Below are 12,181 nucleotides of genomic sequence, written 5' to 3' on the forward strand. Positions count from 1 at the left end.
TTCATTCGTTAAACGACGTTAACTGGCAGGAAGAGCTATGGCTTTAGACATGGAACTGTTGCGCAAGATGTTTTACGAAGAGTGTCGTGAAAATCTTGAAGTGCTTGAAAATGTACTGCTTAATCTTGACCCTAATCAGGTTGAGAAAGAGACTATTAATACCATTTTTCGGGCTGCCCATTCGATTAAAGGTGGCGCGGCGACCTTTAGTTTACTGGATATCAGTGAATTTACCCACTCTGTCGAAGCGTATCTTGACCTCGTCCGTAACGAAAAATCAACTCTCACCGCTCAAAGTGTGGACATTTTACTGAAAAGCGGTGATTGCATTCGCAATATGCTCGCGGGGCATGAGAGCCATGATGAGGTTGATAGTGAGCTTCAGCAGAGAGTCAGCCAGTCACTGCATGCTTTACTTGCCGACAATTCAACGGTTGATCATGAACTAGCAGACCATCACTCGCTTGACGCCGAAGATGAACAGACGTCATCGCTCTTAAAGGCTTCTGACAACGAGAACCACTTAGGTTGGAAAGTCGTTTTTACTCCGCATAGAGAACTTTATTTCAGTGGTAATGATCCACTTCGGTTGCTGCGAGAGCTTTATGAACTGGATGATCAGTGCAGGGCGGAAGCTCAGCTTGAACACCTTCCCGAATTGGCGGAAATAGAGGCTGAGCTTTGTTATTTAAGCTGGACTATTTTCCTCAGTAGCCAAGTGCAAGAGAGTGATATTCGCGAAATTTTTGAATGGGTTGAAGATGAATGTGACTTAATTGTTGAACCTTTAGTACAAGAATCGACGACCCAAGGTATGATCAGCGAGAGCGAGGAATCTTTGGCCGAGGTGCCACCTACGTTTCATGCGAACGCTGTTCCCCCTACCGCATCTGCAGAGCAAGTAGATCTCATAAAACCCATCGATCTCATAAAATCAATAGAGTCTACGCCCGCTGCTGCACCCAAAGTGGCGAAAGCAGAATCCAGCGTAAGCTCTATTCGCGTCGATATTGAGAAAGTCGACAGCCTGATTAATTTGGTTGGGGAACTTGTTATCACCCAATCAATGCTGACCGAAATCGGTAACGATTTCACCATGGATAAATTAGAAAAGTTGCAAGCAGGCCTAGTTCAGCTTTTGCAAAACAGTAAAGATTTACAAGAAAATGTGCTCAATATTCGCATGCTGCCGATGAGCTTTGCTTTTAGCCGCTTTCCTCGCCTTGTGCGAGACTTGTGCGGCCGACTTGAAAAAAAAGTAGAACTGAACATCATTGGCGAGCACACCGAGCTCGATAAAACCGTCCTTGAACGTATTGTTGATCCATTGGTTCATTTAGTCAGAAATGGTATTGACCACGGAATTGAGCAGCCACACATTCGCCTTGAACAAGGCAAACCAGAAATCGGCACCATTGAACTACATGCTTATCATCAAGGTGGCTCGATAGTGATCGAAGTGAAAGATGATGGCGCGGGGATAAACTGTGAAAGAATATTTCAAAAGGCGCTAGAAAAAGGTGTATTACCTAAAGATACACGGCGTGAAGATATCACCGACAAACAGATCCTTAACCTTATTTTTGCCGCAGGGTTTTCAACAGCAGAACAAGTGTCTGATATTTCAGGTCGTGGCGTCGGTATGGATGTTGTAAAACGTAATATCGAAGAGTTGGGTGGGCATATTGATGTCGAATCCACGTTAGGTAAAGGCAGCCATTTCACTATCTGTTTACCACTCACTTTAGCCATCCTCGATGGGCAATTGATCAAAGTAGGCGGGGAAGTTTACATCATCCCACTGCTCACCATTATCGAATCTATCCAAATCAACTTAGCTAATGTGAAGTATGCCGCCGGTGGGGTTGAGCTGTACCGGCTTCGTGACGAAAACATTCCTATCTTACGTCTGCAAGATGAACTGGAAATGGGATCAAGTGGTGCTTTGCCCGATAGAATACTCTGCTTTGTTGAAGCCGCTGGGTGTCGCGTTGGCTTATTGATTGACGAGCTGCTAGACCAGCAGCAAGTGGTTATAAAGAGCTTAGAGTCAAATTACTGCAAAGTGGCAGGCATATCAGGAGCTACGATTTTGGGAGATGGTTCCGTTTCGCTCATTTTAGATATTCAAGGGTTAATCTCCACGTACTCGAATCGACGTTCAAGTTTATCTCCCAAGATTATTGCCGCTTAGTGAAGGTGACAGGGAAGAGCCATGGAATATGATTATTCACCAAATCATCAACAAGAGAATCAAACACAGAGTGTTTTGAATGCTGTTTATGAAGAAAGAAGCTGTGAGGCCGATTTTCTGAGTTTCCGGTTAGCGAATGAGTTGTACGGGGTAGCAATTCAAGATGTTGAAGAGATTCGAGTATGGGAGCCACCTACGCCTATTCCTCGAGCGCCTAGCTTTGTGAAAGGTGTGATTAATTTACGCGGCATGATTGTGCCTATTATCGATCTGCGCCTTCGATTTGGTATGGAGGCTTGTGGCTACTTTCCCACGACTGTGGTGTTGGTACTTCGTAGCCTGCAACAAGAGCGGCCTCGTATTATGGGCTTAGTCGTTGATGCAGTGAGTGATGTGATTGGCCAGGGAGATAATGTGCTGTTTCCTGCCGTGGGGGAAACACCTGCCGCTGCGTATTCGCTCGGTTTGCTCAATGTTGGCGAAGAGGTCATGTCATTGCTCGATACCCAAGGGCTCCTTGATATGCACCGAATACTGAGTGAGGAACCCTGATGTCTAAACAAGAGTTTCTTAGTTTCGTGCTGGATAACGATGAGTACGCTGTGCCAATCCTTGAGGTCCGAGAAGTTCGCGGCTGGAGTGATGTGCGCTCTGTACCCAATGCACCGGATTACTTAGTTGGCTTACTCAATATCCGTGGTGAGTATGTACCGATTGTTGATCTTCGAATTCGTTTTCATCTGCCACCTGCACAGATTGGGGCCACGACAGTTGTTATTGTTTTGAATGACGCGCAACGCAATCCGCTCGGCATTATTGTCGATGGTGTTTCAGAAGTGTATGACTTAGCCGCTGAAGAGATAAAACCTGTACCAGCCTTATCCACCACGGTTGAACCACAATTTATGAAGGGAATTGCTAGTGTGGCTAACGGTCATTTGATCCTAATTAATATCGAGACCCTTTTTGATGTACCTGGGTTAAATCAGACATTCGTAGAAGACGCTATTTTGTGAGGGAATACTCATGGCATTTTGGAACCGCAAACCAGAACCAAAAAAATTTGTTGAGCAGATAGAAGATCCATTGGTCGATGAGAATGAAGGGCTCTCCAATCAGCAGCTTCTTTCTGCTCTTAATGCAGCAAAAACCGCATTGATGATGATTAACCGAGATTTTCAAATCACCTATCTCAATAAGCAGTCATTGATTCTACTCAAGCAGCATGAAGTACTTTTTCAAAGTGTCTGGCCTGATTTTAAAGCTGAAGAGTCGTCATTGATTGGCTACTGCATCGATGGTTTTCACGTCAATCCACAGCATCAACGCCACATGTTGTCGAATCCAGCCAACTTGCCTTTCACTACCATGATTACGATTAAAGGAGTGAAGATCGAGCTTAATGTTGGCGCCATTATTGATGAAGACGGTATTTATATCGGGAACACATTAGAGTGGCGTGATGTCACTCAAGAGATTGCAAAAGAGCAAGAAATTGGCCGCTTAGCTTCGGCAGTCGAGGGGATGACAACCAACCTAATGATGGCCGATAAAGAGGGTATTATTCAATACTTAAACCCTTCATTGACCAAGTTGATGCGTACAAGAGAAAGTGAGTTGAGGACAGTATTAACAAGCTTTGACGTCAATAATCTGGTCGGACAAAATATCGATATCTTTCATAAAAACCCGGGCCATCAACGTAGCATAATTGCCAACCCTGATCGTTTGCCATTTTCATCCAACATCAAAGTGGGGGCGCTGCAATTTAATTTAACTTGTATTGCGATGCACAATCACAAAGGGGAATACATTGGCCCTGCATTGCAATGGATCGATATTACCGAACAACAAGATGGTCAATACCAAGTAGAGAGCCTCATTCAAAAAGCGATCGCAGGGCAGTTGAATGAACGAATTGATACCACCGTGTACAGCGGATTTATGCGGGAGTTGGGTGAGGGGATTAATAACTTGCTTGATACCTTAGTTTCACCGCTGGCTCAGTGTATTGACGTCATGAGCAAAGTGGCGGATGGCGATTTGAATACCAAGATGGAAGAGGGCAGCCAAGGTGAGTTTGGTCAACTGCAAAATGCGGTCAATACCTCGATTGCTAACCTGCGCGATATGGTTGAAAAGATCACCATTTCTTCTGCCAGAGTGGCTACGGCGTCAACGGAAATCGCGCAAGGCAATAATGATTTGAGCCAACGGGTGGAAGCTCAAGCATCCAATTTAGAAGAAACGGCCGCCAGTATGGAAGAGATGACAGCGACCGTGCGCCAAAATGCAGATAACGCCAAAGGTGCGAACGATCTAGCGAGTGATGCTGCCAAAAAAGCCAGTAAAGGTGGTGAAGTGGTGGGGCAAGCGATCTCGGCCATGTCGGAAATTAATCGTTCGAGTAAGAAGATTGCCGATATTATTGGAGTGATAGACGAGATAGCCTTTCAAACCAATTTATTGGCTTTGAACGCAGCGGTAGAAGCGGCAAGAGCCGGAGAACAAGGGCGTGGATTTGCTGTTGTTGCTGGAGAGGTTCGAAACCTTGCGCAGCGTAGCGCAGCAGCGGCGAAAGAGATTAAAGGGCTGATTAAAGATAGTGTTGAGAAAGTCGAAGAGGGATCGCGTTTAGTTGATGAGTCAGGAGCAACGTTGAATGAGATTGTGGACGCTGTAGCAAAAGTATCTGATCTCATCGCCCAAATTGCATCATCCAGTATTGAACAATCGACGGGCATTGACGAAATCAATCGTGCAATTACAGCCATGGATGAGATGACGCAGCAAAATGCCTCTCTTGTTGAACAAACCTCTGCGGCCAGCCAATCGTTGAAAGATGAAGGGAAAGAGCTGATTAGCTTGATGAGCTATTTCACCACCGATGACAACATCAAAACGTTCGAGCCCAAAAGAACACCCATCTCCGCCCATCAACCCAAACCCAAGGTCAAGAAAGTGGCAGGCATTAAAGCCACCAATAACGTTGCCAATTCTGGGCTCAACCTCAATGAGGATGGAGATGAATGGGAAGAGTTCTAACAGATAGCCATCCAATCATGATGAACAATGACCAAGAATTTGAACTCACCGCAAAGGATTTCAAATTCATCCAGTGGTTTATGCACAAAACGGCCGGCATTTACTTGTCGGATGCGAAGCGAGCGATGGTTTACGGCCGTTTGAGCCGTCAGATGCGTCGACGGGGGATTCAGCGTTTCTGTGATTACAAGGAGCTTATTGAGCATAATGAGCAAGAGCGGATCCACTTCATCAATGCGTTAACGACTAACAAAACCCAGTTTTTTCGCGAGTATCACCACTTTGAGTTTTTAGAAAAAGTACTGCTCGATGAGTGGCGATCACAGGGCGTGCGTCATCCTAAAATTTGGTCTGCTGGCTGCTCTAGTGGTGAAGAGCCATACAGCTTTATTGCGTCGTTATACAGCAGCGGTTTATTTGATTTCGCAGACAATGTTGATATCTACGCAACAGATTTAGACACACAGGTTTTGGCACATGCGCAAGCGGGCATTTATACCGATGAGGCTGTGGTTACTATTCCACAGCACTATCTTAAAAAGTGCTTTGTAAAAGGGCGCGGTATCAAACAGGGAAAAATAAAAATCGCCAGCCAGTTGCAACGTTTTGTTCATTTTCAGCAACTGAATTTATTATCTCCTTGGACGTTACCTAAGAATTTAGACCTCATTTCGTGCCGAAACGTGATGATCTACTTTGATAAACCCACGCAGGAGGCTTTGATCGAAAGGTTCTATGAATGGTTGAAACCGAATGGGATTTTATTTTTGGGTCATTCAGAAAGTGTGGGGCGCTGTGCTGATGTTTTTCATCATCTCGGCCACACCATTTACGTGAAAAAATGAGGAACAATTAATGACCTCGTTGGCGATGCATTTGGCAACCGACAATCGGAATTTCAGCCGATTTTATCATCCCCAACAAAAAGTGGATTGGGTAAAGGTTTTGCCCGGTGGGTTGTACTGTACGATGCGACAAGAGGTCATTTGTACCGGTTTAGGTTCTTGCGTTACCGCCTGTATGTGGGACCAAGCGGCCAAAGTTGGGGGGATGAACCATTTTTTATTGCCTTTTGATAATTATTCACAAATTGATCACTGGCATCCTGATGATATTGCTTCAACCGCCTCTCGTTATGGTTGCTATGCGATGGAGCTACTGATTAATCAGTTGATCAAAATGGGGGCTGAGCGTCAGCGCTTACGAGTAAAACTCTTTGGTGGAGCACAAATGCTGGGTTTTAAAGCCATGATTGGCCAGAAAAACATAGATTTCATCAAAAACTATGTTGAGCAAGAAAGGCTTATTGTCGAAGCCAGTGACTTGGGGGGTGACGAACCGAGAAAAGTCATTTTCGAACCCATGACAGGTAAAGTGTGGCTAAAAAGAATTCCATTAACTGAAGTGAGCCGGTTAAGTTTTCAAGAAAAGGTTTATGCCACACAGTTGGATCGTAAAGCGCATAAAGAGAGTGATGATGTGGAGCTATTTAAATGAAAAAAATCAAAGTGCTGATTGTCGATGATTCTCCCGTTTTTAGAGCACTGCTCTGCGAGCTGATTAATGCTGACCCTATGTTAGACGTCGTCGCAATGGCACAAGATCCTTACCAAGCCCGAGAGCTTATCAAGCAGCACAACCCTGATGTGCTAACGCTAGATATTGAAATGCCAAAAATGAATGGCGTGCAATTTTTAAAAAATATTATGCGGTTACGCCCTATGCCGGTAGTGATGATTTCAACCTTGACCCAGCATGGCGCTCAAGCCACGTTAGAAGCATTAGAGCTTGGTGCAGTGGATTACTTCCCTAAACCGTCGGTCGAAAACACGGCTGAAATGGCAAGTTATAGGGAGCTGGTGAACGACAAAATAAAAATGGCGGCAGGGGCAAATGTCGTTCAATCGCATCATTCTGCGGCGGTTAATCAGGTCGAACTGATAGCGGCTAGCCACCAAGAGGCGCGTTATCAGTTGATCGCGATTGGAGCCTCAACGGGCGGAACAGAAGCATTAAAAAGCATATTCTCTGTTTTACCAGCAGGGTTGCCACCGATCGTGATCACTCAACATATCAGTGCGATGTTTACTCGCCCCTTTGCAGAGCGTTTGAATCTTTGTAGCGCCGTAGAGGTGAGAGAGTTGTCCGCTAATCAAGCGCCTTTAGTGAATGGATGCGCTTATGTTGCTCCCGGAGATAAGCATCTGATGGTGATAAAAAAAGGCACTCACCTTTACTGTCAAGTTGACGATAGACCTGCGGTCAATCGTCATAAACCCTCAGTAGATGTGATGTTTGATACGGTTGCTGAAAATGTGGGAGACAAAGCCATCGGTATCCTCTTAACCGGGATGGGTAAAGATGGAGCGCAAGGCATGCTCAAAATGAAGTTGTGTGGCGCATTGACTTTAGCTCAAGACGAAAAAACATCAGTGGTGTGGGGAATGCCCAAAGCGGCAGTAGAGATTGGCGCAACACAGAATATCAAAGCGTTAAATGCCATACCACAATGGATTTGTGATGAGCTCTATCGCTAGTGTTGTCTCATTAAATAAGCTCAACATAGAGAAGCAAGGAATGGGTGATGATAAATAAAACAGTGACACCAAAAGCAAAATATATTTTAGCTTTAGTTTTGCAGCTAATGGCCCTTTTTGCCGTCATGCTTCACTCCCCTAATTTATGGAGCATGGGGCTAATGATTTTTGCGGCAGCAATACCTTGGCTAGTATTGTCTATGAATTTTAGTGAACAAAACAAAGCTAAAGCTAACCAAAATAAGGTTGAAGAAGAATCCACTCTTGAAACGCAGCAACATCTACAGAGTATTGAAAAACTGTTCAAAGAGACGCTACCTAAAGTGAGTAGCCCTTTAACCATGCAGCACACCGTGATTGAAGGTTCAGTAGAGACATTAAATAACGCATTTTTTGGCTTGCAAGATATCAGCCAAAAACAGAGTCACGTCTCAAGTACCTTGGTCAATAACTTATTGGCAAACCAAGGCAGCGAATATGATCTCACCACCGTACTACCAAAGACTGAGGCGATTATTGATGGTTTTGTACAAATTCTGATTGATATTTCGGAGAAAAGCATTTCAGCGGTACACAGCATTCACGACATGTCAGAAAAATTGGATATGGTCTTTAAACTGTTAAATCAAGTGAGAAGCCTATCGGAACAGACCAACTTATTGGCGCTGAATGCGGCGATTGAAGCAGCGCGAGCGGGCGAGGCCGGGCGAGGCTTCGCGGTCGTGGCTCAAGAGGTGCGCGACTTGTCGGTTAAAGCAAGAACGCTGAATACTCAAATTGAATCAGAAATTAATGTTGCTCAACAAACAGTACAAAGAGCAAACAAAACCGTTGGCGAAATGGCATCGATAGATATGACTCACGTGATTGAGTCGAAAGAGAAAGTGGACCACATGCTGCGTGGTGTCCAACAAGTGAATATAGAAATAGAGCAAGAAGTGCAAAAAATTCAAGAATTAGGACAAGAATTAACCCAGCAAGTGAGTAATGGCGTCCGTGCCCTTCAATTTGCTGACATTGTGGTTCAACAAAGTGATTATGCGCATGCGTCTATTGATTATTTGCAAGAAGCAAATGAGCTATTGAACGCTTTACTAACACAAAGCATGACTAAAGCAGCATGGGCAGAACAACTTCACCAATTGACAGAGCGCTTGCACAATCGAAGTGGTCCCGCCGCAATCCAAACTAATATGGACGAAGGCGAAGTCGAGCTTTTCTAGGAGGGAGTACGATGAGTATAGAAACTGAAATAGATAGCAATGCGAAACACATTACTATCGCGATTGATGGTGCTTTTGGCTTTAACCTAGTTAAAGAATTTCGTAATAGTTATTCACCCTATCGAGGTTTTAGATTCACCATTGATTTACGCAAGGTGGACTATATTGACAGTGCTGGTCTTGGCATGCTGCTCAATATGCAGAAATATCTTGAGCAAAGTGATGGCATGATCCGAATTACCAATACCTTACCCCAAATAAGGAAAATCTTACTGATTTCTCGATTTGATAAAAAATTTAGTATCGAATAATGCTTAAGGAGTGAGCCGATGCGCGTAACGATTGTTGATGACCATAAATCAAATAGAGAGCTCTGTCGGTTTATTTTATCGCCTATTGTTGAGCACATAGATACCTTCGAAAATGGCGCTGATGCTGTTGAGGCGATGCTCGTCATGGACGTCTTACCCGACGTTATTTTGTTAGATGTGATGATGCCAGTTAAAGATGGTTTCACCACCGCAAAAGAGATCCGCGACTCTTTTCCAAATCACCATATCCCCATTATATTTTTGACCGTGCTTGATGATCATGATTCGTTTGAACGTTGCTTATCGCTGGGCGATGATTTTATTCTTAAACCAGTAGAGCGAAGCGTACTGCTCGCTAAAGTGCAGGCTCATTACCGTATTGTGAAAATGCATAATGAAGTCACTCAACAGCGAGATAAACTCAATTATTTCAACGAACAAGTACAATATGACTATGCCATCGCCGAATCCATTTTCACCAATTTAATGGAGGAGATGAGTGCAAAAGTCAGCAATATCTATGGCATCAGTTATATCTCCACACCTTCGACCATTTTTAATGGTGATCTCATCATTGTGGCGAACCGGCCCTATGGTGGCGTCTACATCATGATCGCCGATGCCACTGGGCATGGATTACCTGCCGCGATTTCAACGATCCCTGCTACGCGTACTTTTTTTTCAATGGCTGAAAAGGGGATGTCGCTTGGCGAAATGGTCGCTGAACTTAATAGTGCGCTAGTAAAGTTTTTGCCTGTTGGCATGATGCTTGCGGCCAGTGTATTTGAGATACGAGCCAACGGCTTCGAGGTTTCGTGGTGGGGAGGTGGTTTGCCTGATGGTTATTTACTGGATGAAGAGAGCAACATCGTTCGTCGTCTCGTTTCCACACATATGCCACTGGGAGTTCTGGATGCTGATGAATTTGAAGTAAATTTAGTTCATCTCAAATTAAAACCTAACCAAACTATCCTCTGTTATACCGACGGTATTACCGAAGCGATGAATGAAAACGGGGAACAATTTGGCCAGTTGCGACTCGAACAAGTTTTGCAACGGAACGGTAAGACTCAGATTTCAGATTTGTACGATGAAGTATGCCAGTTTTCCAATCGTGGTCATGGTGATGACCTCTCAATTCTTTCAATGACATTTCCAATTACCAATAATAATGAAATATTAGCGTCGCAAAAAAAACAGTTTCTTAGCCATATACCAATGCAAAGCCATCTCTTTTTTCCTGCTTCAATTCTTAAAAAGATTTCAATTATGGTCGAGATGCGTAACATTGTTCGCGGTTTTATCAGTGGTGGCGAGCATCTTGACCTCGTTTGCTCTGTATTGTCAGAACTGTTTGCTAATGCCATTGAGCATGGGTTATTAAAACTTAATTCTTCACTAAAAGATGACCCAGATGGATTTCTCACTTTTTACCAACGACGTGAAGAGTGTATGGATGAGTTAGATGAATCGTTATGGATTAAACTAGACATTGATTATGACCCAACGGTGGGACAATTGAGCTTTTCACTTGAGCATAATGGCGAAGGCTTTGACTACCAACATACGGTTGCAGACGGCAACTGTACACACGGTCGAGGGATTATTTTGGTCTCTAAATTGTGTGAGTCATTGGAATATTCAAAAGATGGTTGCACTGTTAAGGTGACTTACGCCTTTAACAGTAAACATGATTTTCCGATATTGTCTTAATACTGAACAGATTATTTATACCGAATCAACTTGAAGATGCAGGCTTGAGAACCTGAAAATGATCATTAATTCGAGATGTCAAAGAGCCTGCGATCTCTGGAAGAGTCACAGAAAAAAATTGGTCTATTGCCGCCTTGAAGTCCCGTTTTCTTTTGAAGTAAACGTTGTTCCTCGACTTCTCATTCATTACTTTCCATAGCCGCTCTATTGGGTTGAGGTTTGGACTGTAAGGTGGAAGATAATGCAGTTTAATATTCAGGACAAACGCCGCATCTTTGACTAAGTCACTGCGGTGATATCCCGCACCATCTAATATGATATGAAGCTTATGGGCTAACGAATAACTCTCTCTTAACTTACAGAAAAAACGAACAATCGATTCACTGTTAATGCTCTCATAGTCGTGAACAATGGTTGCACCAATATCCGACAGGTTCAGTGCGCCAATAATGTTCAATCGGCTACGATTACCCGTTGTTTCAATCACTTTATCCTGACCAGTACGTATCCAGCCATGCGATATCTTTGTTGATAGTGTTGGGTGAACTGCATCGATAAAGACTATCGATTCATCCTCGCCACAGCTTGCCTTTAGCGCTTCATACGCCTCTATGAATGCTTGCTGTTTTGCTTCATCAAACTTGTGTGGTATGCCTTTCGGTTGCTTGTAGCTAAAACCATTATGGTGAAGCCATTTGTTCATACCAGAAACAGTATAATCAAGCCCAAACGTCTCTTTAACATAGGCGACAATTTGATGAGTATGAGAATAGGTTTTCTCAGTCAAATGCTCGATTAGGTGCATGGTTTGAATAGCAGAAAGCTTGCTTTGGCTTCCTCCATTCTCAGGCTTAAGTTTTTCAGAAAGTACGTAGTCACTGAGGTGACGTGCAACGGTCGATTCATGAATACGAAGAGCTTGTGAAATCATAGTCTGACTCCAGCCTTCAGAAGCCAGCAAAACAGCCTTAATACGGTCGCAAACTCGACTATCACGCTCAATGTCGTGCATCTGTTCGAGTTGCAGTTTCTGTTGAGGAGTCAGTGTGATTTTCATGGTTTGTAGCATGATCCTGATTCTATTGAAAATCAAGCATCTTCAATGATCACGGGTATACACTGTAAAATTCTGCGTAACTCATTCTTTCGTTTATTTTT

The 12,181-nt window shown here is 43.8% G+C and carries 11 protein-coding genes; 10 read left to right on the plus strand and 1 reads right to left on the minus strand.

Going from position 1 to position 12,181, the window contains the following annotated elements; genetic code table 11:
• The first annotated feature begins 37 nt into the window (after window positions 1–37).
• The 10 genes from N5E84_RS16505 to N5E84_RS16550 are packed head-to-tail and all read left to right on the plus strand — an operon-like array spanning window position 38 to window position 11,023.
• Window positions 38–2,194: a chemotaxis protein CheA gene (locus N5E84_RS16505; protein WP_069211905.1), complete on the plus strand. Its 2,157-nt coding sequence runs from the start codon at window positions 38–40 to the stop codon at window positions 2,192–2,194.
• Between the two features lie 21 nt (window positions 2,195–2,215).
• A complete protein-coding gene (locus tag N5E84_RS16510) occupies window positions 2,216–2,746 on the plus strand; it encodes a chemotaxis protein CheW (protein WP_017044938.1) in 531 nt (176 codons plus the stop codon).
• A complete protein-coding gene (locus tag N5E84_RS16515; protein WP_017042330.1) occupies window positions 2,746–3,210 on the plus strand; it encodes a chemotaxis protein CheW in 465 nt (154 codons plus the stop codon). The genes N5E84_RS16510 and N5E84_RS16515 overlap by 1 nt, the downstream gene beginning before the upstream one ends.
• 10 nt (window positions 3,211–3,220) lie before the next feature.
• Entirely contained in the window at window positions 3,221–5,239 is a 2,019-nt protein-coding gene (locus tag N5E84_RS16520; protein ID WP_019283028.1) for a methyl-accepting chemotaxis protein, read from the plus strand.
• On the plus strand, window positions 5,224–6,084 hold the full coding sequence (locus N5E84_RS16525; protein ID WP_017044936.1) for a CheR family methyltransferase: 861 nt from the start codon (window positions 5,224–5,226) through the stop codon (window positions 6,082–6,084). The genes N5E84_RS16520 and N5E84_RS16525 overlap by 16 nt, the downstream gene beginning before the upstream one ends.
• 10 nt (window positions 6,085–6,094) lie before the next feature.
• Window positions 6,095–6,736, plus strand: a complete 642-nt coding sequence (locus N5E84_RS16530) for a chemotaxis protein CheD (protein WP_019283027.1) — start codon at window positions 6,095–6,097, stop codon at window positions 6,734–6,736.
• Window positions 6,733–7,776, plus strand: coding sequence for a chemotaxis response regulator protein-glutamate methylesterase (locus N5E84_RS16535; protein ID WP_017042334.1), 1,044 nt, complete (start codon window positions 6,733–6,735; stop codon window positions 7,774–7,776). Before N5E84_RS16530 ends, N5E84_RS16535 begins: the two co-directional genes overlap by 4 nt.
• A 44-nt stretch (window positions 7,777–7,820) precedes the next feature.
• Complete coding sequence (locus N5E84_RS16540) at window positions 7,821–8,999, plus strand: methyl-accepting chemotaxis protein (RefSeq protein ID WP_017044935.1); 1,179 nt, start codon at window positions 7,821–7,823, stop codon at window positions 8,997–8,999.
• A gap of 11 nt (window positions 9,000–9,010) precedes the next feature.
• On the plus strand, window positions 9,011–9,310 hold the full coding sequence (locus N5E84_RS16545; RefSeq protein WP_013868210.1) for an STAS domain-containing protein: 300 nt from the start codon (window positions 9,011–9,013) through the stop codon (window positions 9,308–9,310).
• An 18-nt stretch (window positions 9,311–9,328) separates the two neighbouring features.
• Window positions 9,329–11,023, plus strand: a complete 1,695-nt coding sequence (locus N5E84_RS16550; protein ID WP_017044934.1) for a fused response regulator/phosphatase — start codon at window positions 9,329–9,331, stop codon at window positions 11,021–11,023.
• 25 nt (window positions 11,024–11,048) lie between these two features.
• On the opposite strand, the gene N5E84_RS16555 is transcribed toward N5E84_RS16550, so the two are convergent.
• Window positions 11,049–12,080 (minus strand): IS630-like element ISVa15 family transposase, encoded by a 1,032-nt coding sequence (locus N5E84_RS16555; protein ID WP_026027704.1) that lies wholly within the window; start codon window positions 12,078–12,080, stop codon window positions 11,049–11,051.
• Window positions 12,081–12,181 lie beyond the last annotated feature (101 nt).

Origin of the sequence: Vibrio sp. J502 (assembly GCF_025397955.1) — a bacterium.
Lineage (GTDB): Bacteria > Pseudomonadota > Gammaproteobacteria > Enterobacterales > Vibrionaceae > Vibrio > Vibrio anguillarum.